The organism is Plantibacter sp. VKM Ac-2880 (genome assembly GCF_015351235.1).
Classification (GTDB): Bacteria; Actinomycetota; Actinomycetes; order Actinomycetales; family Microbacteriaceae; genus Plantibacter.
In genome coordinates, this window is record NZ_JADKSJ010000002.1 from 831,976 (window position 1) to 856,587 (window position 24,612).

The window sequence follows — 24,612 nt, forward strand, 5'->3', positions numbered from 1 at the left end:
CCGGCGCTCCTCGCTTGCCCACCCGCCCAGTCCCTTTCTCAGGACTCCTCCGGTGTGTCGACCCCAGCCAGGGCCCGACACACCGCAACTCTCCTGAGTTAGGGACGAGATGAACGGCGGGTCGGGTCGGGTCGGGCCGGGGCAGGCCGGTCAGGCGAGGGCGGCGACCAGCCAGGCGCGCAGTTCGGCCTGCATGGCGACCGACCACCGGTGCGGTTCGTCGTGGAAGGTGCCGGTGTACGCGCCAGGACGAGCGCCGACCCGGTACCGCTCCGTGAGGATCGCGTGCGCGTCACGCATGCCCGCCAGCCCGAAGAGCTCGTCACGCTCGGCGTACTGCACGAGCAGCGGGAGCGCCGGGCGGAGGGCGGCGAGCGCCGGCCAGTCGCCGACGCGGGAGAGGCCGGGCGACAGGAACGACCAGGAGTGCTGATCGGCGTGCCCGTCGAGGACGCCGACGAACGTCGACATCATCGCAACGACGCCCGCGGCACGGATCCGGTCGTCCATGGCCGCCAGCAGGACCGCCCTCGCCCCACCGCCGGAGAGCCCGAAGCACCCGAGGGCGTCGGCACGGACACCCTGCGCGGCGGCGAGGTGGTCGATGGCGATGAGGTCGTCACGGAGGACGAGACCGGCGAGCGAGGTGCCGAGCACGCCGAGCTCCTTCGCGAGCTGCGGTTCGTTCGCGGCCGTGAGCAGCTCGGACCGCTGCCCTCGCGTCACCTCGGAAGGCTCTGCGCCGTCCCGGATCGTCTCGGCGCGGCGACCGGCGAGCTGCAGGTCGACGCTCCGATGGAACCGGTCGGCGATCGCGTCGTCGGGCGTCCGCCGGGATCCCCAGCCGAAGGCGTCGTGGACGAGGACGGTGAACCCGTCGCGGGCGAGGTCGGACGCGACGGCTCGACCGCCGTAGTAGCGGTCGCGGAACGCCTGTAGTTCCTCGCGCGAGACCGCCGGCGTGGCGGGCACCCCGTCGGGGCCGTCGGCGAGCTTCTCCCGCCCCACCCGGGTGAAGCCGCCGTGGTCGTGCAACGCCAGGACGCCGGGCAGGGCACCCGTCTCGCCGGCCGGCCGCAGGAGCCACGCCGAGGTCGGCGCACCGAAGCCCGTCGACCAGCGGAGTTCGATCCCGTCGACGCCGTCGCGGGTCCACGTCCCGAGCCGCTCGGCGGGTTCCGCGATCCGCGGGCGGGGCAGGAGCCCGAGGACCTCGGCGAGGTGACGACGCGTGGCGCTGAGTGACTCGATCCCGGAGTCGACCTGGCCGGCCGCCTCGCGGGACCGGGCCGCGAGCGCACGCAGCGCCGGGTCGCGGCCGGGCGCGAGAACTAGGCCAGCCACGTCCGGCCCGGCGCTCATGGCGCGATCGTCGCCACCGGACGACCGGTCAGCAGCGACTCGTTGCCGGCGATGCCGACGGAGATCGCCCGCACGCCGTCGTCGTAGCCGGCGGGGCGGCCCAGCTCGTCCTCGGTGATGCGGTCGAACAGGTGGCGCAGGAGGTACGCGTCACCGCCACCGTGGCCGCCGACTCCCTCGGGGATCGGGATCTCCTCGGCCTCTTCCCAGTGCCGTTGGAGCACCAGGCGCTCGCCACGTGAACGCACCGGGCGGCCCTCACCGGTTCCCGTCCCCGCCCCGGCGCCATCCCCATGCAGGCTCGGGTCGAGGACGACGCGACCGTCGCTCCCCACGAGCACCGCGGCGCGTTCGACCACCTCGAGTTCGGCGCGACCCTCCGTCCCGTTGATCGCGACGCGATACCCCTCCCACGGCGCGTGCGCGTTCAGGGAGTAGCTGAGCGAGGCGCCGCCGTCGTAGTCGACGAGGACGGACAGGTTGTCCTCGATGCTGATCCCGGGCGAGAAGACGTCGCGGTCGCGCAGGTAGCCGTCGTGCTGCTCGGCGTCGAGGTACAGCGACTCGAGTCGTGGGTCGTCCCGGAGGTCGAGGACGAACGGGTCGGACGACCGCCCACGAGCGGCCGCCTCGATGTCGTCGGGCACCGACCCGCGCTCCGGTCGCTGCCCGAGGCCCCGCTCGGCGGCATTGACGTCGCCGTAGAACCGCAGGCCGCCGGACGCGTACACGGAGGCCGGCCGCGCCCCGATCCACCAGTTGACGAGGTCGAAGTGGTGCGAGGCCTTGTGGATGAGCAGACCGCCGGAGTGCTCCTTCTCGCGGTGCCAGCGGCGGAAGTAGTCGGCCCCGTGGACGGTGTCGAGCACCCACTCGAAGTGCACGCTCGTCACCCGGCCGATCCGGCCGTCCTGCACGATCCGCCGCAGCTCCGAGTTGCGTGGGCTGTAGCGGTAGTTGAAGGTCGTCACGACATTTCGGCCGCTCTCGGCGACCGCCGCGGCGATCCGTTCAACGCCCTCGCGGTCGATCGTGAGGGGCTTCTCGACGATGACGTCGGCGCCGGCGAGGAGCGCCCGCGAGACGATCTCGGCGTGCGTGAAGTCCGGGGTCGTCACGATGACGCGGTCCACGCGCTGTTCGGTGATGAGCCGTTCGACGTCGTCCGGGCCGTAGCGCGCGGGCAGCGCCACGCCCTGCCCGGCGAGCAGGCGCTCGTAGTGGTCGATCCTGCCCGGGTTGCTGTCGCTCCAGGCGACGAGTTCCGCGACGTCGGCGTGCGGGCCGACGATGGCGTCGAGGTACATCTGGGACCGGTGTCCGGTGCCGATGAGGGCGTAGCGTTCGCGGGTCGTGGTCATGCGCGATGGTCCTTCCGGGTCGGTACTGCGGTGGCGGTGGCGGCGGGCGGAACGCGACCGTCTCCCACCACGGGTCAGGCGGGTGGGGTGCGGCGGAGCGCGTCGCGACCGGATCGGGCGAGTGATGCCGCCCGGCCGTCGGCGCCGTCTCCGTCGGCGATGACGACCGCATACCGGAACTCGAGGGTCTCCTCGTCACGGAACGGCAGCTCCTCGCTGAAGAACGGCGCGGGGCAGAGGCCTGCGAACTCCTCGGTCCTGGCGAACCACTGCGGTGGGTGCGCCGGGTTTCGTTCGTCGTCGACCATGACGACGCTCGAGGCCGCCGCGGTGCCGTCCTGCAGGCCGGTGAAGCCCATCCACGCGTGTCTCGTGCCGCGGAGTTCGTCGCCGCCGCTGCCGTCGGGGGTGTGGAGGGTCCCTCCGGTGAACGAGCGCGGACCCCGCCAGAAGAGGCCGCCGTAGCCGGCGTTCTCCCGCCCCTTCGTCGTGGGCGAGCCGATCGACAGGTCGCGGCCGGAGACGTTGCGCATCCGGGTCTCGAACGTCAGCGACCAGGCGTCGGCGACCGGTCGCACGGTGAGCGCGCGCTCCTCGTCGACGACGCGCCGACCGTCTTCGGTGATCCACCCGAGGGTGTGCGAGAACGTCACTTCGTCCGGCTCGGCCGTGACGGCCGTGACCGCGACGTGCTCGGAGCGGCCGTTGTTCTGAAGCTGTTCATAGGCGGTGCCGGTGAACGTCGGCCCGCCCCAGAAGTTGTCCTCGCCGACGTGGGGCAGCGCCCAGGCGAACCCGGTGTGCCACACGTGGTCGTGCGGTCGTGCCAGCGTCACGAGGGCGCCGCCGGCGGTCCGCACCGGGTGGAGGTACGGCTTCGGCGACTCGCGCTGGACGGTGTCCGGACGGTAGGTGTACCGCAGGATCTCGACGTCGTCCAGGTGGACGGTGACGGCCGAACCGACCTCGTGGGTGAGGGCGAGGCCCGTCGACGGGTGGTGCTCGGTCACGGCGGTGTCCTCAGCTCGGTCGGATGCTGGGCCGTCGACGGGCTCGGGGACGAGGTTCCGTTCCCCGAGCCCGTCGATGGATGGGCTGGTGCCGGGTCAGCCCGCGGCGACCGCGGCCTTCAGGTCCTTGATGAACCCCTCGGCAGCCTGGTCGGGCGTGTTCTTCCCGAACAACACCTGCTCGGTGTACTGCTTCACGAGCGCCTCGATCGCGCTGCCACCGGCGGGCGTGACGGTCGGCGGCTCACCGATGTCGTCGGCGAGGCCGTCGAGGAACTCCACGACCGCCTGGTCCGTCTCGGCCAGCTTCGGCGTGATGTACTCGCGGATCTTCGTGTTCGCCGGGACACCGCGCTCGGTGAGGAGCGAGTCGGCGGCCGTCTCGCTGTTCGCGAGGAAGTCGATGAACAGTGCGGCTTCGGCCGGGTGGGCCGTCCGGGCGGACGCCGACCAGTACATCGACGGCTTGTAGTAGGCGGAGCCGTCGGCGCCACCGTCCACGGTCGGGATGCGCAGGAGCTCGAGCGGCGAACCGCTCGCCTCGGTGAGTGCCGTCAGCTGGCTGTTCCACCAGGGGGCGAACGCCGCGGCGTTGGTCGCGGTGAAGGACTCCGCCAGACCGCCGGCCTGCTTCTCGACGATCGCCGAGGCGGACGGCGTCGCGCCGTCGTTCACCAGCTCGAGGAGGTAGCTCCACCAGGACGCGAGCGTCTCCGGCTTGATGGAGACCTCGCCCTTGTCGTTGTAGAGCTCGTCGCCGTGCTGGCGTGCCCAGTTGTTCAGGCCGCCGTCCTCGAAGCCGAAGGGCTGGAACCCGTAGATCGATCCGCCACCGGCAGCCGAGACCTGCTTGCTCAGCGCGGTGAAGTCGTCCCAGGTCCAGGTCTCGTCGTCGGGCATCTCGATGCCGGCCGAGGCCAGCAGGGTCGGGTTCACCACGATGGAGTAGCTCGTGATGCCGGAGGGCACGCCGTAGAGCGAGTCGTTCACGGTCCCCGAGGTCAGCGTCTCCTTGGGGAAGTCGCTGAGGTCGAGCTGGTCGCCGACGGTCTTGAGGTCGAGCAGTGCACCCCGGTCGCCGTAAGTGGCGATGTACTTCTCGTCCATTTGGATGATGTCGGGGGTGTCGTTCGCCGCCGTCTCGGTGGCGAGCTTGTCCCAGTACCCGGCCCAGTCCGTGAACTGGGGCTCGATGGTGATGTTCGGGTACTCCTTCTCGAAGGCCGCGATGACCTCCTGGGTGGCCGCCGTGCGGGCATCGTTGCCCCACCAGGTGAACCGGAGGGTGACGGGCTCGTCGGACAGTTCGGTCGCGGCGTCGCCTCCGGCGCTGCAACCGGCGAGGAGGAGCGCGGCGACGGCTCCCGTCGCGATGAAGCCGGCGGCTCTGCCGTGCTTGCTGATGCTCATGCTGTTCCCTTTCGAATCGATCGATGCGGATCCGGTGTCGCTGGATCCGGTGCTGCTGGGTCTGGTGCTGGTCGGGCTGGTACAGGTGTTCCGGTGCCGTCGGTCGATGAGGACCGCGTCACTTGCCGCCGGTCGTCGCGATGCCCTTGAGGAGGAACCGCTGACCGAAGAGGAAGACGAGGAAGATCGGCAGGAGCGACACGACACTCATCGCGAACATCGGCCCCCACGAGGTCGACGATTGCGCGTCCATGAAGGCCCGCAACGCGAGCGGCACCGTGTACATCTCGGGCTTCGTCAGGTACAGGAGCTGGCTGAAGAAGTCGTTCCACGTCCAGATGAAGGTGAAGATCGCGGTGGTCGCGAGCGCCGGGACCATGAGGGGCAGGATGATGACGCCGAAGATGCGGGGATGTCCGCAGCCGTCGATGCGGGCGGCCTCGTCGAGCTCTTTCGGGATGCCGCGGATGAACTGCACCATGAGGAAGACGAAGAACGCGTCGGTCGCGAGGATCTTCGGCAGGATGAGCGGCAGGTACGTGTTCACGAAGCCGAGCTGGGAGAACATGATGTACTGCGGCACGATGATGACGTGGATCGGCAGCATCAGCGTCATGAGCATCGCCGCGAACCACCACCGCTTGCCGCTGAACTTCAGCCGGGCGAAGGCGTACGCCGCCATCGAGCAGGACACGAGGTTGCCGACGATGCAGCCGAGGACGATGAGGACCGAGTTCAGCAGGAACACGTGGAACGGCTCCGAGAGGGTGTTCCAGCCCTCGCTGTAGTTGCTCACCTCGAAGCTGTCGAGGACGATCCCGGGGTTCCGGAAGATCTCCTCCGTGGGGCGGAGCGAGGAGACGACGAGCCAGATCACCGGGTAGAGCATGATGAACCCGACGAGGATGAGCCCGACGTGCTTCAGCACGGACTTCCAGGGCGACCACCCGCGTGCGCGGCGGTACTGGCGTTCGGCCTGCTTGGCCTCGCGACTGCGGTTCTTGCTGTCCGTCGTGATGGACCGTGTGGTCAGCGTGTCAGTCATCGTAGTTCACCCAGTATTTCGAGGCCCAGAAGTTGATCGCGGTGAAGACTCCGATGATGAGGAGCAGGAACCAGGCCATGGCCGAGGCGTAGCCCATGTCGAAGTTCGAGAAGCCGCGGTTGTAGAGGTACAGCGTGTAGAACAGCGTCGAGTCGGCTGGGCCGCCCGTTCCGCCCGACACGATGAAGGCCTGCGTGAAGGCCTGGAACGCGTGGATGATCTGCAGCACGAGGTTGAAGAAGATGATCGGGGTGAGCAGCGGCAGGGTGATCTTGGTGAAGCGCTGCCACTTCGTCGCCCCGTCCATCTGCGCTGCCTCGTGGTACATGACGGGGATCTGCCGGAGGCCGGCGAGGAAGATCACCATCGGCGCACCGAAGGTCCACACGTTGAGCGTGATGAGGGTGGAGAGGGCCGTCGACGGGTCGGCGATCCAGCTGCGTCCTTCGATGCCGAAGATCGCGATGAACTGGTTGACGAGGCCCTCGCCGCCGAACACCTGCTTCCACAGCACGGCGATCGCGACGGAGGAGCCGAGGAGCGACGGCAGGTAGTAGACGGACCGGTAGATCGCGAGGCCGCGGAGCCCGCGGTCGAGGAGCGCCGCGAGCGCCAGTGCCGCCGCGAGTTGGAGCGGCACCGAGACGAAGACGTAGACGAAGGTCACGCCGAGCGAGTTGTGGAGTCGCTCGTCGCTCATCATCCGGATGAAGTTGTCGAACCCGATGAAGGTCGGCGCCTGCAGCAGGTTGTACTTGGTGAAGGACAGGGCGAGCGAGGCGACCATGGGGCCGACGGTGATGACCGCGAGGCCGATGAGCCAGGGCAGCAGGAACAGGTACGCCGCCTTGTTGTCCCGGCGGTTGTCCTTCTTGATGAAGGCCTTCTCGGCCGCGGTCTGTGGGCGCTTACCTGCGCTGAGCTTGCGGAGCTCGCCGAGCGCGCTCACCGAGTGCCCCTCGTGAACGTCGTCCTGGGCGCCGTTGCAACTGCACGGTACACGTCGGACCTCCTTGTCGATCGTCGTTGATGACACTGCCGGAAAGCGTTTCCCGGCTGAGCTGCATCAAGTTCTATCACGGCCCCGACGACCGATGCAACGATTCATCCGGCATCGTTACGCGAATCCAGATCGGTTCCGCGGCGATCGCAGGAATCCCTTGCCAGGTCGTCGCCTCTCGTTCTACAGTGACCGGTAAACGCTTTCCTGACGGCATCGTCGCCGCAGGGCTACAACGCGATCGAGAGAAAGAGCCACCGTGTCAGAGCAGACCATCGGGATCATCGTCAACGGCGCCACCGGGCGCATGGGCTACCGGCAGCACCTCGTGCGCTCGCTGCTCGCGATCCAGGAGCAGGGCGGCGTCCAGCTCTCCGACGGCAGCCGTCGTCAGATCGAACTCATCCTCGTCGGCCGCAACCAGGCGACCCTCGACGAACTCGCCGCGAAGCACGGTGTCGAGCACACCTCCACCGACCTCGACGCGGTCCTCGCCGACCCGCGGTGGGACATCTACGCCGACTTCCTCGTCACCAAGGCCCGCGCGACGGCGCTCCGGAAGGCGATCGCCGCCGGCAAGACGATCTACACCGAGAAGCCGACGGCCGAGACCTTCGAGGAGGCCCTCGAACTCGCCCGCCTCGCGGCCGAGGCGGGCGTCAAGAACGGCGTCGTGCACGACAAGTTGTACCTGCCCGGCCTCCGGAAGCTCAAGCGGCTCATCGACTCCGGCTTCTTCGGCCGCATCCTGTCCGTGCGTGGCGAGTTCGGCTACTGGGTGTTCGAGGGCGACTGGCAGCCGGCCCAGCGCCCCAGCTGGAACTACCGCTCCGAGGACGGCGGCGGGATCGTCGTCGACATGTTCCCGCACTGGAGCTACGTGCTCGAGAACCTCTTCGGCCGGGTCGAGTCCGTCTACGCGAAGGCGACGACCCACATCCCGGAACGCTTCGACGAGCACGGCTCGGCCTACGCGGCGACCGCCGACGACGCCGCCTACGGCATCTTCGAGCTGGAGGGCGGCGTCGTGGCCCAGCTCAACTCCAGCTGGACGGTGCGCGTCGACCGCGACGAGCTCGTCCAGTTCCAGGTGGACGGCACCCACGGTTCCGCCGTCGCCGGGTTGTTCGGGTGCAAGGTGCAGCCGCGGAACGTCACCCCGAAGCCGGTGTGGAACCCGGACCTCGCCGACGACCACGACTACGCGGCCGACTGGCAGGGCGTCCCGACGAACGACGTGTTCGAGAACGGCTTCAAGACGCAGTGGGAGGAGTTCCTCCGCCACGTCGTCGAGGACGGCCCGTACGAGTTCGACCTGCTCGCCGGCGCACGCGGCGTGCTGCTCGCGGAGCTGGGGCTCGAGAGTTCACGCACCGGTCGTCGTCTCGACCTCCCCGAGGTCACGCTCGCAGCGCGCGACGGCGCGGCCGACGAGCTCGCGTCCCTCGAAGCGTCGGTCGCCCGATGACCAGCGTCCGCCTGCTCTCGGCGGAGGGCGAGGTCACCTCCCTCGACCTCCGCGAACCGGTCGCCGCCTCGCGTCCCACCGCCCCGCTCTCGAGTCGGACGGCGTACGCCGCCGCGCACGTCGTGCCGAAGGCCTGGGGCGACAACGTCCCCGGTGCGCCGGCGGACCTCGACTGGGATGCGACCCTCGCCTACCGGCACCACGTCTGGTCCTTCGGTCTCGGCGTCGCCGACGCGATGGACACCGCCCAACGCAACATGGGGCTCGACACGGCCGCCACCCGTGAGCTCATCACCCGGAGCGCGGCGGAAGCCGCATCGGTGGGCGGGGCGCTCGTCGTCGGCGTGAACACCGACCACCTCGCCGAGGAGCAGGTCTCGCTCGACGCGGTCGCCGACGCCTATCTCGAACAGCTCGCCTTCGCGGAGGACGCCGGGGCCGGGACGGTCCTCATGGCGAGCCGGCACCTCGCCCGGGCAGCCCAGGGTGCCGACGACTACCGACGCGTCTACGACCGCGTCCTGTCCGCGGCGCAGTCGCCGGTGGTCCTCCACTGGCTCGGCACCGCGTTCGATCCGAGCCTCGCCGGGTACTTCGGGTCCACGGACGTCGCAGCCGCCTCCGACACCCTCCTGCGGATCATGGCCGACAACGCGGGCCACCTCGCCGGGGTCAAGATGAGCCTGCTCGACGCGGATGCGGAGATCGCCGTCCGGCGCCGACTGCCCTCGGGGACCACGATGTTCACGGGCGACGACTTCAACTACGTCGACCTCATCGCCGGCGACGAGCAGGGCCACTCCGACGCCTTGCTCGGCGCGTTCACCGCGATCGCGCCGGCGGCTTCGGCGGCGATCCAGGCCCTCGACGCGGGCGACACCGCCGGCTACGAGCGGATCCTCCGGCCGACCGAGGCCTTGTCCCGCCAGATCTTCGCCGCACCCACCTACTACTACAAGACGGGCATCGCCTTCCTCAGCTGGCTGAACGGGCACCAGCCGGCGTTCTCGATGGTCGGCGGTCTGCACGCGGCGCGGAGTCTCCCGCACCTGTCCGAGATCGTCCGTCTGGCCGACGCCGCCGGCGCACTCGAGCACCCGGAGCTCGCCGCCGAGCGCTGGACGGGCCTGCTGCGGACGGCCGGTGTCGTCGACGCCTCGCCCCTCCGGGCCCCGAGCTTGTCGAGGGGCACCCGATGAGCACCAGCACCCTTCGACAGGCTCAGGGACCGGAGGGACAGGCCCAGGGACCGGAGGGACAGGCCCAGGGACCGGAGGGACAGGCCCAGGGACCGGTGGGCGGCAGCACCGCCCCGCACCCGCGACTCTCGATCAACCAGGCGACCATCAAGTACGCGACCCTGCCCGAGGCCGTCGCGGCCGTCGCGGCCGCCGGCGTCACGAGCTTCGGCGCCTGGCGGGAGCCGGTGCAGGAGTTCGGCGTCGCCGCGTCAGCCCGGCTCCTCGCCGACGCGGGGCTGCGCGTGTCGAGCCTCTGCCGCGGTGGGTTCTTCACCATGCCGGAGGGCCCGGCCCGTCGGGCCTCGATCGACGACAACCGCACGGCGGTCGACGAGGCCGCAGCCCTCGGCGCCCCGGCGTTGGTCCTCGTCGTCGGCGGCCTCCCCGAGGGCTCCCGCGACATCCTCGGCGCCCGCGAGCTCGTCCGCGACGCGATCGGCGAACTCGCCGACCATGCCCTCGAGTCCGGGGTCCAGCTCGCCATCGAACCGTTGCACCCCATGTACGCGTCGGATCGCGCCGTGGTCTCGACGCTCGGTCAGGCGCTCGACATCGCCGAGCAGTTCGCGCCGGAGGCCGTCGGCGTCGTCGTCGACACCTTCCACCTCTGGTGGGATCCGCAGGTCCTGGAGCAGATCGCCCGCGCGGGCGCGACCGGCCGGATCTCCAGCTATCAGGCCTGCGACTGGGCGACGCCACTGCCCGCGGACGTCCTGCTGGCCAGGCACTACCCGGGCGACGGCGTCGTCGACTTCGCCTCGCTCACCCGCGCCGTCGAGGCGGCCGGGTACACCGGTGATGTCGAGGTCGAGCTCTTCAACCAGGAGATCTGGGACGCCCCGTTCGACGCGGTCGTCGCGCGCACCGTCGAGACCTTCCGGTCGGCGGTCGTCCCGCACCTCGATCCCCCGGATGCCGCGGATCTCCAGCCCTGATCCCCACGGTCGCCCTGTGGCAGAGTGTGTCTCAGCAGCCGCCAGTACGAAGGAGCACCATGACGGTCGACGACCACCGTGCGACGCCGGTCCCGCCGACGCTGCACGACGTCGCCCGTGAGGCGGGGGTCTCCCTCGCCACCGCGTCGCGCGCCCTGAACGGCAGCACCCGCACGGTCAACGAGTCCTTCCGCCGCCGCGTGCTCGATGCCGCGCTCCGGCTGAACTACACGCCGAACCTCTCCGCCCAGGCGGTCGCGAAGGGACTGTCGACGACGATCTCGCTGCTCGTGAGCGACATCGCCGACCCGTACTTCTCGTCGATCGCGGCCGGGGCGATCCGCGCGGCCGACGAACAGCGCATCGCCACCACGATGGCCGTCACGCATCGCGACGCGGAGCGGGAGCTCGAACTCGTGCGGGTGCTCCGGGGGCAGCGACCTCGGGCGATCATCCTCACCGGCAGCCGGTGGGACGGCGTCGCCTCCGAACATCGGCTGGCCGAGGAGCTCGCGGCATACGAGTCCACGGGCGGCCGGGTCGTGCTCGTCTCGCAGCGGACCCTGCCGTTCGCCACGGTGCAGCTCGGCAACGCCACCGGCGCCCGTGAGCTGGCGCGCGCCCTCGTCGCCTCCGGGTACCGCCGGTTCGCGGTCATCGCGGGTGACGACCGGCTCCTCACCGCCCGCGAACGCGTGCGCGGCTTCGCCGACGGCCTGGCCGAGCACGGGATCGCGATCCACCCGTCGAGGATCGTCCGGGCGGACTTCAGCCGCGACGGCGGGCGCGACGGCGCCGAGCAACTCCTGCAGCAGGGGCTCGACGGCGTCGAGCTGGTCTTCGCCGTCAGCGACGTCATGGCCATCGGGGCGATGTCCGCGTTCCGCGCGGCGGGGCTCTCGCTGCCGGCGGATCTCGCGGTCGCGGGCTACGACGACATCGCCACCTCACGCGACGTGACGCCCGCCCTCACCACGGTCGCGGTGCCGCTCGAGGCGGTCGGCGAGCACGCGGTCCGGCTCGCGCTCGACCCGGCGACGGACAGCACCACGGTCGAACCGGTCGGCGCGACCGTCCTGCTCCGAGAGAGCACCCCGCCCCGCGCCTGAGCGGACAGTCCCCCCGACGTTCATCCGTGCACAACTCCTGCAGCTCGCCCCGATCCGGCCTTGCAGCGTCCGACTCGGTAGTCCTGGGGCCATGCAGCAGGAGTGGCGTCCGGCAGCGAGCCCGGAGTGCGGTGCCCTGGGGACGGGACGCGTTCGCCTCCGCCCGGCCGAGGTGCGCACTCGTTCCCGCTCACAACTCCTGCTGCGGGCGGCTGGAGCGCCCGACACGGCCCGGGCAGCTGGTTCCGGCGCCGTACAGCAGGAGTTGTGACCGTGAGACCGTGCCTACTCGGCGACGTGCTCCTGGAACCAGGGCGTGTAGGCGGCGACCTTCGTGCGGAGCCCGGCGGCGGCGACGAGCCGCTTGACGTGTTCGCGGACGTTGACGGTCGCGACGCCGATCACGGTGACGCGGTCGAACGGGACGGCGTCCTCGATGAGCACCTCGGCCCGGCGGAGCGCGCCAGGGTCTTCGTCGGTGGCGAAGCGCTGCACCATGCGGTCGGCGGTCATCGCGTTGGCGCCGATGCTCGTGAGCACGTGGGACGCGTCGCCGTCGGCGACCACGACCCGTGCGCGGGACGGCCGGCCGGTGTCGGCGTCGAACTCGCCGGGGTGCACCGAGGCGCCGTCGATCGTGGTGACGAGCACGACGTAGTCGTTCACGGCGGAGGCGAGCGCGTCGGCGGACAGGCGGATGTCGCCCTCGCCGGCGCGGATGCCGGCCCAGAGGTCGGCGTCCGGCGTGAGGAAGAAGGGGACGAAGTCGGCCGGGGTCAGGCCGACCGTGCCCGCCAGGACCATGGTGCGACGCGCGTCGCGGTGGCTGGGCGCGGCGATGTCGACGACGGGGCCGTCGGGGAGGGCCGCGGAGGCGACGGGGAGGATGCTCCCGGTCTCGAGGATGCGCTCGAGGTTGCGGATGTGGGTGACGTGGTACAGGCGCTGCTCACCGACGCGGACGACCGGCAACGCGGCCGCGGCACGGGTGGCCGTCTTCGTGGTCGCGGCCGCGCGGACGCGGGTCGGGGCCGGCTCGCGTAGGGAGGGTGCGACGGTCGACCGACGGACCTTGGGCGCCGGCGCTTCGGCGACCGGCACCTCACGGGGCGGGGGTGGGAAGCAGGTCGCGCAGAGGCCGTTGCCGAAACCGTGTTTGCATTCGTCGCTCAAGAGAGTCCTTCTGCAGTCTCCGGCTCCGAGACACGAGGAGCGGTCACTGGGGGGACGAGCCGAGACGTACGCATCAAGGGTACGCGGCTTCGGGAGTCCTCGCGCACGCGAACGCCACCGAAGTGGGTCCGACCGGAGTCCCCTGGGCACTGCAGCGATGCGTGGGCGACGCTACCCCCCACGCACCGCAGCACTACCCAGGCGACGGCGGTCCGACTCACCCGTCCGCGCGGGACGGCTCCGGCCGACGCACGCGTCGCGCGACGACGACGGCCGCGACACCGGCGAGCAGCGCGATCGCGAAGCATCCGGAGAATTCGACCCCACCCGAGGCGACCCACCCCGCACCCGCGAGGCCGACGGAGCCGTCGAGCGCGGTGAACGCCAGCCCGGTCGCTGCGAGGGCGAGTGCACCGCCGATCGCATCGCCGATCGACATGGCCGCGCTGTTGAACCCCTGCGAGCGCTCGTCCGAATACGCGAGCGTCATGACGCTGAGCCGCGGGAACATGAGTCCCATCCCGCCACCGCTCACCACCCAGGCGGCGATCGGCACCACCGGCGGCAGGCCGAGGAGCGCCGCGAGCAGGGCGACCGCGACGGCGACCGTCACGAGCGACGAGCCGATCTGCACGGCGTTCGCGTTCGACAACCGGTCTCCGAGGCGTCCCTGCAACCAGGACGACACCGACCACGCGATGGCCCCGCCGGTCAGCGCGAGTCCGGCGAGCGCCGGGGTGAGCCCGTGCTCGCGGGTCAGCAGGTACGGCACGTAGACCTCGGCGCCGAAGAACGCGGCGGAGGTGAGGCCGCGGACGAGGATGACGGTGGGCAGTCCGCGCCGGGCGGTCAGCGTGCCGAGCGGGACGAGCGGACGGAGGGCGAGGAGCGCGACGACCGCGCCGACGATCGGGAGGAGCCACGCGGTCCAGCCGGAGAACTCGGTCGAGACGTTGACCGTGAGCACCGCCGCGGCGACGAGCACGGCCCAGCCGAGCCGGCGGACGTCGGCCCCGGTCGTCGATCCGGGTGCCATCGTCTGGCCGCCGGTCGCTGCTGCTTCCGCCGCCTGCCGATCGGCGCGTTCGACCGCCGCCGCGCGGAGCATCCGCAAGGCCGGGAGGAGCAGGACGGTCGCGATCACGACGAGCCCGACCACGCCGAGGAACACCCAGTGCCAGGTGAACTGCTCGGTGACGACGCCGGCGAGGAACGGTCCGATGAGCGAGGGGACGACCCAGGCGGCGGCGAACCCGGCGAAGATCCGGGGGTGGAGCGCGGGCGGGTAGATGCGTGCGACGAGGACGTAGAGCGCGACCGTCATCGCGCCGGAGCCGAGGCTCTGCACGAGTCGCCCGGCGACGAGCGTCCACATGGTCGTCGCCGTCCCCGCGAGCAGCAGCCCCACGATGAACAGGGCGACCGAGGCGAGGAGCGGCTGGACCGGTCCGATGCGGTCGGCGACGGAGCCGGCCGCGACCATGCCGATGACGCTCACGGCGAGCGGGCCGGCGAAGGCGAGCGCGTAGAGCTGCTCACCGTCGAGCTCGGCGCTCACGAGCGGCATGATCGTCGTGACGGCGAGCGATTCGAACGCGCCGAGGAAGACGAGCGCACACGCGCCGATGGTGATCAAGAGGAACCGGCGTCCGAAGACGCCGTCGTCGGTGGTCTCCGTCGACACGCGTGTCGGGGAGGTCTGCGGGGAGGCTGCGGTCACGGATCCGAGCCTAGAACCTCAAGTCGAGTTGAGGTCAAGCGCGGGCACGAAGCAGCCCGTCCGCACCGCATGTCGCGCTGCGCGGTGTGGACGGGCTGGGACGACGACTAGTGCTTGGCGCTCGCCTTGACGACCTTGGCGAGCGCGCGGTCGAGGTCGGCGATGAGGTCGGAGACGTCCTCGATGCCCACCGACAGCCGGACGACGTTCTCCGGCACGGCCAGCTCGGTGCCCTTGACCGAGGCGTGGGTCATCTGCGCCGGCAGTCCGATGAGGGATTCGACACCACCGAGCGACTCCGCAAGCGCGAACAGCTTCGTCTTCTCGACGAGCCGCTTCGCCGCCGCCGGGCCACCGACGAGCGCGAGCGACAGCATGCCACCGAACCCGGACATCTGCTTGGCGGCGAGCTCGTGGCCGATGTGGCTCGGAAGACCCGGGTAGTACACGCGCTCCACGGCCGGGTGGCCCTCGAGGTACTCAGCGATCGCCTGCGCGTTTGCGCTGTGCTGGCGCATGCGGACTGCGAGCGTCTTGATGCCGCGGGTCGTGAGCCAGGCGTCGAGCGGCGCCGAGACGGCACCGGCGGCGAACTGCACGAAGCCGAGCTGTTCGGCGAGCTCGTCATCGTTCATGATGATGGCGCCGCCGAGGACGTCGGAGTGTCCGCCGAGGTACTTGGTGGTGGAGTGCACGACGATGTCCGCGCCGAGGGAGAGCGGCTGCTGGAGGGCCGGGGACGCGAAGGTGTTGTCGACCACCGAGAGCACCTCGTGGCGGTGGGCGAGGGCCGCGAGGGCCGCGATGTCGCTGATCTTCATGAGCGGGTTGCTCGGCGTCTCGACCCACAGCAGCTTCGTGCGGCCCGGGATGATCGCCGCTTCGACGGCCGCGAGGTCGCCGAGGTCGACGACGGTGTGCTCGATCCCCCACGCGCCGTGCACGCGGTTGATGAGGCGGTAGGTGCCGCCGTAGACGTCGTTGCCGATGACGATGTGGTCGCCCGGGCGGAGCGCGGTGCGGATGAGGGCGTCCTCCGCCGCGAGGCCGGAGGCGAACGAGAAGCCGTGCTTGGCGCCCTCCAGGGCGGCGAGCTGCGTCTCCAGAGCCGAGCGGGTGGGGTTCGCGGAGCGGCTGTACTCGTAGCCGCCACGGAGCCCGCCGACGCCGTCCTGCACGAAGGTGGAGGTCTGGTAGATCGGCGGGATGATCGCCCCGGTGGTGGGGTCGAACTCCTGGCCGGCGTGGATGCTGCGGGTGGCGAAGCCGTGGTCGTGCTTGCTCATGGGTGACTCTTTCGGTTCAGGATGCTGGGGTGTCGGATGGTGCCGTCGGATGGTCCGGGGTCAGGCGCGGGCCCGACATCGTCCGGCGTCAGGCAGGCGGCGTGGCATGCCGTCCATCGTCAGCCCGCCAGGTAGGTGAGCAGGTCGTGCCGCGTGATGACGCCGACGGGCTTGCCGCCGTCGGTGACGAGGAACGCGGGCGCGGAGCCGAGGGCCGTGCGGGCCGCTGGGATGGACGCACCGACGCCGATGAGCGGCAACGGGTCGCCGACGAAGCCGCTGACCGCGTCCGTCATCGAGGCGGTGCCACTGAACACGGCGGCCATGAGGCTGGCCTCGTCGATCGCGCCGGCGACCTCACCCATCACGACGGGTGGTTCGGCGCTCAGGACGGGCAGCTGGGAGACGCCGTACTCGGTCATGATGTCGATGACGTCGCGCACGGTGTCGCTCGGGTGCACGTGCACGAGACCGGGCATCGCGTCGCCCTTGCCACGGAGGATGTCGCCCACGGTGCGGTCGTCCGCGACCTCGCTGAAGCCGTAGGACTCCAGCCACGAGTCGTTGAAGATCTTGCCGAGGTAGCCGCGGCCACCGTCGGGCAGGAGCACCACGACCACGGCGGACGCCGGGAGCTCACGTGCGGCGACGAGCGCCGCCTGCACGGCCATGCCGCTGGAGCCACCGACGAGCAGCCCCTCCTCGCGGGCGAGGCGCCGCGTCATCGCGAACGACTCGGCGTCCGTGACGGCGATGATCTCGTCCGGGATGGACGGGTCGTAGGCCGACGGCCAGAAGTCCTCACCGACACCCTCGACGAGGTACGGGCGCCCGGTGCCACCCGAGTAGACCGAGCCCTCCGGGTCGGCGCCGATGATGCGCACGCCGCCCTCGGAGACCTCCTTGAGGTACTTGCCCGTCCCGGAGATGGTGCCGCCGGTGCCGACGCCGGCGACGAAGTGGGTGATCTCGCCCTCGGTGTCGCGCCAGATCTCGGGACCGGTGGACTCGTAGTGGCTGAGCGGCCCGTTCGGGTTCGCGTACTGGTTGGGCTTGAACGCGCCCGGGATCTCGGCCGTCAGGCGGTCGGAGACGCTGTAGTAGGAGTCGGGGCTGTCCGGTGCGACGGACGTCGGGGTGACGACGATCTCGGCGCCGTAGGCGGTCAGCACGTTGCGCTTGTCCTCGCCCACCTTGTCCGGCAGCACGAACACGCACCGGTACCCGCGCTGCTGGGCGACGAGGGCGAGGCCGACGCCCGTATTGCCGGAGGTCGGCTCGACGATCGTGCCGCCCGGCTGCAACTGTCCGGAGGCCTCGGCGGCGTCGATGATGCGCGTCGCGATGCGGTCCTTCGAGGAACCACCGGGGTTGAGGTACTCGACCTTGACGAGCACCGTGGCGGCGATGCCCTCGGTGACCCGGTTGAGCTTCACGAGTGGGGTGTTCCCGATGAGATCGAGGACGGAGTCTGCGTAGTTCATGTCTGCAATCTGTTCCTGTGGTGCGTCACCGCACGACTCTCGCGTGCGTCACCGGATGGCTGGGACGGCTGAGGCGGCATCCCGGAAGGGACGGTTCAGCGGGGACAGCAGGAACACGACAGGCGGAGACGCATGACGCCCAGCCTACCCGGAGCGCCTGCGGAGTGCAGCCCGATGACGCGGCCGACGCCGGGAGCCGGCGGAGGCGTCAGCGGAGGGCGACGAGGTGGGGCCGCGGGCCGACCGCCGCGACACCGGCGGCGAGCACGCGCACGACGAGCGAGAGCACGACGAGGACGCCGATGACCGCGAGGATCACGGCGGCCAGCAGCAGCACCGCGACGATCGCCGGCAAGCGGCGGAGGGTGAGTTCCATCGGACGACGGGTGGGCGTGCCGTCCTGCTCGGCCGGTGTCCGGTGCCCGTCCCCGGCCATCGCCGCCGCGACGAGTTCGAGCGTCGCACGCGCACCGGATCCGAGTCGTGCGGTCGAGCTGCTGAGCGCCTGAGGCATCGCATGGCCCTTCTCGTCGAGTGGATCGGTGTGCGGGTTGCTCGGGAACTCGACCGTAGCAGTCGGGTGCCCCGTTCGGGGGTGTCGGCGACCATTCTGCCAGGCCCGTCTGAACGGCCGGTGACCCGCTGACGGCCGCCCGGTGGACCGCCGCCGCCTCCGTAGACTGGACGCATGTCCGTCTCCGGCCTCTCCTCCGTCTCCCAGGACTACCTCAAGACGATCTGGACGACCTCGGAATGGGCGGACGAGTCGGCCACCGTCAAGCTGCTCGCGGACCGCATGGGCGTCCGCCCGGCGACCGCCTCCGACGCGGTGAAGCGCTTGGCCGCTCAGGGGCTCGTGGTGCACGAACCCTACGGCAGCATCGAGCTCACGCCGGCCGGCCAGGCGCACGCGGTCGCGATGGTCCGTCGGCACCGGCTGATCGAGACCTTCCTCGTCGAGATGCTCGGCTACGGATGGGACGAGGTGCACGACGAGGCTGAGATCCTCGAGCACGCGGCGAGCGACACCATGATCGAGCGCATCGACGCGGCGCTCGGTCACCCGATCCGCGATCCACATGGCGATCCGATCCCCTCAGCCGACGGCACCCCGCACCGGCCGGACGCCGTCCGGTTGAACGAGGCCCCGTCGGACAGCGCCCTGACGGTGTGCCGCATCTCGGACGCCGACCCGGAGACGCTCCGCCACCTGAGCACGCTCGGCATCGTCCTCGACACCGCGCTCACCGTCGACGACCACCGCGCCTTCGCGGGCGAACTCGAACTCCGCCTGACCGCGACCGGCACGCGTCTCACGCTCGGTCGCCTCGCCGCCGACGCCGTCTGGGTCACCGTCGGCGCCTGACCGTCAGCCACTCCGTTCGCCCGTCTTCGGGCGAATGATCCTCCCTACGGATCAGCCGAAGAACGTCAGCACGATGAGGGCGACGTTCAACGCGACGATGAGCCCGACGACGACCCAGGCGAACACCCTTGTGACGAGCTGGTCGACGTGGACGCCCATGATGCGCCGGTCGCCGGTGTAGCGCACGAGCGGGATGAGCGCGAACGGGATCCCGAGGCTGAGGAACACCTGGCTGAGCACGAGGGCCGTGGTCGGGTCGATGCCCGCCGCCAGGATGGCGAGTGCCGGGATGAGGGTGATCACCCGTCGAGCGAGCAAGGGGATGCGCACCTTGAGGAGCCCTCCCATGATCGACGCTCCCGCGTAGGCGCCCACCGAGGTCGAGGCGAGCCCCGAGGCGAGCAGGCCGATGGCGAAGATCACGCCGATCACCGGTCCGAGTGCGGCGGTGATCGCGGCGTGCGCGCCCTCGATGGAGTCCGTCCCCCCGACCCCACCGAGCGACGCTGCCGCGAGCAGCAGCATCGCGATGTTGACCGCTCCGGCCAGGACGAGCGCCGAGGCGACGTCCCAGCGGGTGGCGACGATGAGCCGCCGGATGGCGCCGTCGCTCGTCTGGACGCCGTGGCGGTCCCGGCTGAGTGAGGAGTGGAGGTAGATCGCGTGCGGCATGACCGTCGCCCCCAGCATGCTCGCGGCGAGCAGCACCGTCGCCGTGCCCTCGAACCGGGGCACCAGGCCACCGGCCGCAGCACCCCAGTCGACGGGACTGACGAAGAGACCGGCGAGGAACCCGACGGCGATCACGGCGAGGAGCGTCAGGATCGCGAACTCGAAATGCCGCTGGCCGTACCAGTTCTGCACGGCGAGGAGCACGATCGAGAAGACCCCGACGATGACGCCGCCGAGCACGAGCGGGATCCCGAAGAGCAGGTACAGCGCCACCGCGCCACCGATCACCTCGGCGAGGTCGGTCGCGGCGGCGACGAGTTCCGCCTGCACCCAGTAGAGCCGACGCGGACCGGTGCGCAGTCGTGAGCCGAGGAGCTCCGGCAGGCTCTTGCCGGTGACGAGTCCGAGCTTCGCCGAGAGGTACTGGACGAGGACGGCCATGGCGTTCGCGGCGACGAGCACCCACACGAGCAGGTAGCCGTACTGCGCACCCGCCGTGAGGTTGGCAGCCACGTTGCCGGGGTCGACGTAGGCGATCGCGGCGACGAAGGCGGGGCCGAGGAGGAAGAGCAACCTCGGCCCACGGGGGGCGCGGGTCTTCGGAGCGGTGAGGTCGGTGGTCACACGGGCCATGTTAGCAACGACGAGCTACATTTGTTAGACCGCCCTAACACTGGGATTCCTCCAGCGTCTGCTTGGATGAGGCTGAGAATCGACTGCGCATCATCGGGCGCCCGGACGGCGCCGAGAACGCCGTCTGGTTCGATAGTTACGCATACAACTTTTCGAGAGGCCCCCGTGACCCCCGCATCAGACCGTCCCAAGAACGCTCCCGTCCCGCCCGCCGTCAAGCAGCAGAGCGCGAAACAGGAACGCGAAGTCCAGCGCCAGGCGAAGGTCGCCGCGTTCAAGCAGGCGCAGAAGCGCAAGAACCGCAACCGTCGCATCGGGATCTGGGCCGGCGTCGTCGGCGGCGTGGCCGTGATCGCGGTCCTCATCACGAGCGTCATCCTCACGCTGCCGAAGAACGCCAGCTACCCCGGCGGTGGCACCGGTACGGGAGCCGACATCGCCGGCGTCGAACTGTTCACGAACACCTCCGAGCACGTCGAAGGCACCGTCGACTACCCGCAGAACCCGCCGGCCGGTGGCCCCCACAACCAGTACTGGTTGAACTGCGGCATCTACACCGAGGAGCAGACCAACGAGAACGCGGTCCACTCCCTCGAACACGGCGCGATCTGGGTGACCTACGACCCGTCCATCAGCGACGCCGAGCTCACGAAGCTCAAGGAGCTGCTCCCGACCACGTACGTCGTGCTGTCGCCGAAGTCGGACCTCCCCTCGCCGATCGTCCTGAGCGGCTGGAACTCGCAGCTGCAGGTGAACAACGCGAGCGACTCGCGCATCGCCGACTTCTTCGAGGAGTTCTGGAAGAGCAACAATGTGCCCGAGCCCGGCGCGGCCTGCACGGGCGCGATCGACGGCCCCGGCAAGGTCTGATCCGGTGACGACCGAGCCCCCCGCAGCAGCCCCGCCGGACGAGATCGCGGACGACGGCGGCGTCAGCGACGAGGAGCTCGCGGCGTTCGACGCCGAGCAGGCCTCGGAGGGCTCGAGCCGCACCCGCATCGTCATCGCGGCGATGGCGATCATCGCGATCGTGGTCGCCGCGGCCATCGGGTTCTCCGTCGGTCGTCTGAGCACCCTCGTCGACCCGACCCCGACGACCACGAGCGCTGAGGCGGGGTTCTCGCGCGACATGCAGGTGCACCACAACCAGGGCGTCGAGCTCGCGATGATCATCCGCGATCGGACGGATGCGGTGGACGTCCGCACCCTCGCTTACGACATCGCGACCACGCAGGCCCAGCAGTCCGGGCAGCTCTACGACTGGCTCGTGCAGTGGAACCTGCCGCAGGGTTCGCGCCAGCCGGACATGACTTGGATGACGCTCCCCACCCTCGCGGGCGCCAGCGGGCACGCCCACGGCGGCGACTCGTCGACGCCCGGCACGAGTCACACCCCTGGCGACCCGATGCCCGGCCTCGCCACACCGGCACAGATCGACCAGCTCACGGCGTCGTCGGGGCTCGAGGCCGAGCGGCTGTTCCTCACCCTGATGATCGCCCACCACCGGGGTGCGGTGGAGATGGCGGAGGCACTGCAGCCGCGGACCACGAACGCGACCGCCCTCGCGTTCGCCAGTGCGGTCATCGCGAGTCAGCAGGCCGAGATCGACCTCATGACCCGCATGCTCGACGACCGCGGAGGCCCGGTCCCCCTCGCCGACTGACCCTGCGCGGGAGCGATGGAGGTCCTGGGAGCTCTCCGACGAGGTCTAGCCAGAATCCGCCCGAGGGCCGAGAATGAGCGGTACGCCCGAGTGGGCCCGACGAACAGGAGCGACGCATGGGAATCGAAGACATCACCAAGAAGGCTCAGGAGTTCCTGAACGACAACAAGGTCAAGGACGCCCTCTCGAGCCAGCAGGCCGAGGACATCAGCGACAAGCTGCTCGGCGGCGTCGCCGACGCGGCGAAGAAGGTCACCGGCGGCAAGTTCGACGAGCAGATCGACGGTGCCCGCGACGCGGCCGACAAGGCCGTCGGCACGGAGTAGTCCGCACCAGCACCACCCGATCGGCCGGCCGACGCACCACGTGCGGCCGGCCGATCCGTGTGTCCGGCGTCAGGCGCGACGTCCGACACACCTCGGCGGCGTCAGCTCGCTTCGGCGTCCGTGTCGACGGCCGTGCTCCGGAACCGGTCGAGGGCGATCGCCACGAGCTCCGGCGCCGACAGATGTGTGTCCTGCATGAGGTCCGACAGGACCGCCGAGGCCCGCCCGGTGAGCGTCAACTGCACGTTGGTGGAACGGTCCTCGTCGACGCCGGTCAGGGTGCGACGGCGTTCGCCCAGGCTGAGGATGGCCGAGCGCAGGTAGGTGCGGCTCGCGACCGTGTCGATCTCCCAGCGGCCGGACCGACGGCTGGCGATCACGTTGCCGCGACGGATGTTCGTCATGAGCGACGCCCGGCTCACGTGGAGCCGTGCTGCCAGTTCGGCCGTGCGCACGGGACGCGGGAGGTCGTCGATGAAGTCCTCGACGAGCGCCTCCTGCAGCAGCTCCCAGGCGACGTCCGCCGGGAGCGGCACGTCGGCCGTTCCGCCGTCGGTGGTCAGCGGATCCGCCCACCTGGTCGTGGGGGCGTCGCGTTCGGTCATCGTCATCGCCCCTCCAAGGATCTGGCGCTCGAACCTCAAGCATGGACGGTGCCTCCCGAAAGCGCGTCCCCCAATGCGGGTTGCCCGCGTTCGCGGGGTGCCGTGCGAGAACGACGCACCCCGCCTGCCGAGGGCAGACGGGGTGCGAGTGGCGAGCGGCGGGATCAGCCGCGGTTCGCGACGGGCCGAGCGCCCACCGGACGCGTCCCCCCGAAGAGGATCCGGTAGCTGAATCCGGCGATGAGTGCGCCGATGACCGGGAACACGATGAACACCCACACCTGCGCCAGCCAATCACCACCGGCGAAGACGGCCGTCGCGATCGAGCGGGCCGGGTTGACCGATCCGTTGTCGATGGGGATCGCGACGAGCAGCAGCAGCGTCAACGTGGCGCCGATCGCGATGGGCGCGAAGCCCGGCGCCGCCCGGTTGTGGGTCACGCCGAGGATCACGTACAGGAAGACGGCGGTGATGACGACCTCGACCACGATGGCCGACACGAGTCCGAACCCGCCCGGCGACAGCTCACCGAAGCCGTTCGAGACGAAGCCTGTCGAGACCGCGCGGTCGAGGAAACCGTCCGGCCCACCGGCGGCCAGGCCGAACACCGCGAGCGCGCCGAGGAACGCCCCGACGAGCTGGGCGAGGACGAAGGTCCAGGTCGCTCGCCAGGGGAACCGGCCGGCAGCGGCGAGACCGAGCGTCACGGCCGGGTTGAAGTGCCCGCCGGAGATGGGGCCGAACGCGTAGGCGGCGATCGTCACCGAGAGCCCGAGGGCGACAGCCACCCCGAGGAACCCGACGCCGAGGGGGTTGGAGGTCTCCTCGCCGAAGAACGCGGAGAAGGTGGCGGTGCCGACGAGTCCGAAGACGAGGAGGAAGGTGCCGGCGAGCTCGGCGACCAGCTGCGCCATGGTGGTCGGTTCGACAGAGGGTTGGACTTCCGGTGAGGACATCTGGTCTCTTCTCGCTCGGGGTGACGACGGGGACACGGTCGGCTGGGGGGAACCGCGTCATCAGCAGACTATTGCCACGCGTCCCGAGCGGCACAGTCCTGCACGTCGTGCGGGGCCGTCGGTCAGTGGACTTCGAGGTCGTGCAGCGGCACCTGCAGCCGGAAGACGTGTTCCATCGCGAGCTCCGCGCCGACGGCGTCACCGGCGGCGATGGAGGACCGCAGGTGCGGGTACCCGACGCGGAGGTCGGCCCACTCGACCGTCTCGGCGGAACGGGTGGCGGCGAGCCGATACGCGAGCGCACCGATCACGTCCGCCGTCGCCGCGACGAGCACCGGGTTCGCACAGTGCTTCAGGAACCGGTCGACGAGGCCCCAGATGCACCGGCCGTGCGCGTCGGCGTCCTCGACCTCCACCGTCGCCATCGTGTGCTCGACGAAGGCGATGAGCTCCGTCCGCTGCCCCGCCGTGAGCGTCGGCACGGTCACCCGCACGACCCCGCTGACGAGGGCCCCCAGCGTCTGGAGGACGGCGGTCCGGTCCTCGACCCGAGGCTGAGCCACCCGCGTGTGCCGCTGCGGGGCGGTCTCGACGAGCCCGAGCTGTTCGAGCGACGTCAGGGCGGCGCGTACGTCCTCCGCCGGCACCCCGAGCCATGCCTGCAACTCCTCCTCGATGAGCAGCTCACCCGAGGCGAGCGTGCCGTCATAGATCGCGGCGCGGATCCGGTCCGTCGCGTCGCCGGGCGCGGAGCGGGTCCCCTGCGGGTGGTCGGGGTTCGACATCT

23 protein-coding genes are annotated in these 24,612 nt (G+C 70.5%); 8 read left to right on the forward strand and 15 right to left on the reverse strand.

What is annotated here, in order from left to right:
- Positions 1-150 precede the first annotated feature (150 nt).
- The 6 genes from ITJ57_RS15905 to ITJ57_RS15930 form a co-directional block, all read right to left on the reverse strand.
- The gene (locus tag ITJ57_RS15905; protein ID WP_194671012.1) at positions 151-1,362 is read right to left on the reverse strand and encodes a hypothetical protein; all 1,212 of its coding nucleotides are present in this window, start codon (positions 1,360-1,362) and stop codon (positions 151-153) included.
- Positions 1,359-2,723, reverse strand: a complete 1,365-nt coding sequence (locus tag ITJ57_RS15910; RefSeq protein ID WP_194671013.1) for a Gfo/Idh/MocA family protein — start codon at positions 2,721-2,723, stop codon at positions 1,359-1,361. Before ITJ57_RS15910 ends, ITJ57_RS15905 begins: the two co-directional genes overlap by 4 nt.
- Positions 2,724-2,797: 74 nt before the next feature.
- On the reverse strand, positions 2,798-3,733 hold the full coding sequence (locus ITJ57_RS15915; RefSeq protein WP_194671014.1) for a PmoA family protein: 936 nt from the start codon (positions 3,731-3,733) through the stop codon (positions 2,798-2,800).
- A 96-nt stretch (positions 3,734-3,829) separates the two neighbouring features.
- The gene (locus tag ITJ57_RS15920; RefSeq protein ID WP_194671015.1) at positions 3,830-5,143 is read right to left on the reverse strand and encodes an ABC transporter substrate-binding protein; all 1,314 of its coding nucleotides are present in this window, start codon (positions 5,141-5,143) and stop codon (positions 3,830-3,832) included.
- A 118-nt stretch (positions 5,144-5,261) separates the two neighbouring features.
- Positions 5,262-6,188 carry a carbohydrate ABC transporter permease gene (locus ITJ57_RS15925; protein ID WP_082455582.1) on the reverse strand — a complete coding sequence of 309 codons (927 nt, stop codon included), beginning with the start codon at positions 6,186-6,188 and terminating at the stop codon, positions 5,262-5,264.
- Complete coding sequence (locus ITJ57_RS15930) at positions 6,181-7,137, reverse strand: carbohydrate ABC transporter permease (protein ID WP_370582455.1); 957 nt, start codon at positions 7,135-7,137, stop codon at positions 6,181-6,183. The genes ITJ57_RS15925 and ITJ57_RS15930 overlap by 8 nt, the downstream gene beginning before the upstream one ends.
- Positions 7,138-7,495: 358 nt before the next feature.
- On the opposite strand from ITJ57_RS15930, the gene ITJ57_RS15935 reads away from it, so the two are divergent.
- The 4 genes from ITJ57_RS15935 to ITJ57_RS15950 are packed head-to-tail and all read left to right on the forward strand — an operon-like array spanning position 7,496 to position 11,941.
- Positions 7,496-8,656, forward strand: a complete 1,161-nt coding sequence (locus ITJ57_RS15935) for a Gfo/Idh/MocA family protein (protein WP_194671501.1) — start codon at positions 7,496-7,498, stop codon at positions 8,654-8,656.
- Positions 8,653-9,855, forward strand: coding sequence for a dihydrodipicolinate synthase family protein (locus ITJ57_RS15940; protein ID WP_194671016.1), 1,203 nt, complete (start codon positions 8,653-8,655; stop codon positions 9,853-9,855). The genes ITJ57_RS15935 and ITJ57_RS15940 overlap by 4 nt, the downstream gene beginning before the upstream one ends.
- A complete protein-coding gene (locus ITJ57_RS15945; RefSeq protein WP_194671017.1) occupies positions 9,852-10,832 on the forward strand; it encodes a sugar phosphate isomerase/epimerase in 981 nt (326 codons plus the stop codon). Before ITJ57_RS15940 ends, ITJ57_RS15945 begins: the two co-directional genes overlap by 4 nt.
- Positions 10,833-10,891: 59 nt before the next feature.
- Positions 10,892-11,941 (forward strand): LacI family DNA-binding transcriptional regulator, encoded by a 1,050-nt coding sequence (locus ITJ57_RS15950; protein ID WP_194671018.1) that lies wholly within the window; start codon positions 10,892-10,894, stop codon positions 11,939-11,941.
- A gap of 285 nt (positions 11,942-12,226) precedes the next feature.
- Here ITJ57_RS15950 and ITJ57_RS15955 read toward each other — a convergent pair whose 3' ends face one another.
- The 5 genes from ITJ57_RS15955 to ITJ57_RS15975 form a co-directional block, all read right to left on the reverse strand.
- Positions 12,227-13,114 (reverse strand): DarT ssDNA thymidine ADP-ribosyltransferase family protein, encoded by an 888-nt coding sequence (locus tag ITJ57_RS15955; protein WP_194671019.1) that lies wholly within the window; start codon positions 13,112-13,114, stop codon positions 12,227-12,229.
- 217 nt (positions 13,115-13,331) lie between these two features.
- Positions 13,332-14,834, reverse strand: a complete 1,503-nt coding sequence (locus tag ITJ57_RS15960; protein ID WP_370582456.1) for an MFS transporter — start codon at positions 14,832-14,834, stop codon at positions 13,332-13,334.
- A 107-nt stretch (positions 14,835-14,941) separates the two neighbouring features.
- Positions 14,942-16,120 (reverse strand): cystathionine gamma-synthase, encoded by a 1,179-nt coding sequence (locus tag ITJ57_RS15965; RefSeq protein ID WP_194671020.1) that lies wholly within the window; start codon positions 16,118-16,120, stop codon positions 14,942-14,944.
- A 119-nt stretch (positions 16,121-16,239) separates the two neighbouring features.
- Positions 16,240-17,604, reverse strand: a complete 1,365-nt coding sequence (locus ITJ57_RS15970) for a cystathionine beta-synthase (RefSeq protein ID WP_194671021.1) — start codon at positions 17,602-17,604, stop codon at positions 16,240-16,242.
- Between the two features lie 208 nt (positions 17,605-17,812).
- The gene (locus ITJ57_RS15975) at positions 17,813-18,118 is read right to left on the reverse strand and encodes a hypothetical protein (protein ID WP_194671022.1); all 306 of its coding nucleotides are present in this window, start codon (positions 18,116-18,118) and stop codon (positions 17,813-17,815) included.
- A gap of 174 nt (positions 18,119-18,292) precedes the next feature.
- Between ITJ57_RS15975 and ITJ57_RS15980 the strand changes: the two genes are divergently transcribed.
- Positions 18,293-18,970 (forward strand): metal-dependent transcriptional regulator, encoded by a 678-nt coding sequence (locus ITJ57_RS15980; RefSeq protein WP_194671023.1) that lies wholly within the window; start codon positions 18,293-18,295, stop codon positions 18,968-18,970.
- A gap of 51 nt (positions 18,971-19,021) precedes the next feature.
- Here ITJ57_RS15980 and ITJ57_RS15985 read toward each other — a convergent pair whose 3' ends face one another.
- Positions 19,022-20,275, reverse strand: a complete 1,254-nt coding sequence (locus ITJ57_RS15985) for an Nramp family divalent metal transporter (protein ID WP_194671024.1) — start codon at positions 20,273-20,275, stop codon at positions 19,022-19,024.
- A gap of 165 nt (positions 20,276-20,440) precedes the next feature.
- Here ITJ57_RS15985 and ITJ57_RS15990 point away from each other — a divergent pair, with 165 nt between their 5' ends.
- The 3 genes from ITJ57_RS15990 to ITJ57_RS16000 all read left to right on the forward strand — a co-directional run bounded on the left by ITJ57_RS15990 (position 20,441) and on the right by ITJ57_RS16000 (position 22,264).
- Positions 20,441-21,145, forward strand: a complete 705-nt coding sequence (locus ITJ57_RS15990; protein ID WP_370582457.1) for a DUF3105 domain-containing protein — start codon at positions 20,441-20,443, stop codon at positions 21,143-21,145.
- A gap of 4 nt (positions 21,146-21,149) precedes the next feature.
- On the forward strand, positions 21,150-21,938 hold the full coding sequence (locus ITJ57_RS15995; RefSeq protein ID WP_370582458.1) for a DUF305 domain-containing protein: 789 nt from the start codon (positions 21,150-21,152) through the stop codon (positions 21,936-21,938).
- A gap of 116 nt (positions 21,939-22,054) precedes the next feature.
- Entirely contained in the window at positions 22,055-22,264 is a 210-nt protein-coding gene (locus tag ITJ57_RS16000) for an antitoxin (RefSeq protein ID WP_194671026.1), read from the forward strand.
- Between the two features lie 101 nt (positions 22,265-22,365).
- Here the strand turns inward: ITJ57_RS16000 and ITJ57_RS16005 are convergent, their stop codons facing one another.
- The 3 genes from ITJ57_RS16005 to ITJ57_RS16015 form a co-directional block, all read right to left on the reverse strand.
- Positions 22,366-22,875: a hypothetical protein gene (locus ITJ57_RS16005; RefSeq protein ID WP_194671027.1), complete on the reverse strand. Its 510-nt coding sequence runs from the start codon at positions 22,873-22,875 to the stop codon at positions 22,366-22,368.
- A gap of 158 nt (positions 22,876-23,033) precedes the next feature.
- Complete coding sequence (locus ITJ57_RS16010) at positions 23,034-23,825, reverse strand: aquaporin (protein ID WP_194671028.1); 792 nt, start codon at positions 23,823-23,825, stop codon at positions 23,034-23,036.
- Between the two features lie 122 nt (positions 23,826-23,947).
- Positions 23,948-24,610: a GntR family transcriptional regulator gene (locus ITJ57_RS16015; protein ID WP_228507518.1), complete on the reverse strand. Its 663-nt coding sequence runs from the start codon at positions 24,608-24,610 to the stop codon at positions 23,948-23,950.
- Positions 24,611-24,612 lie beyond the last annotated feature (2 nt).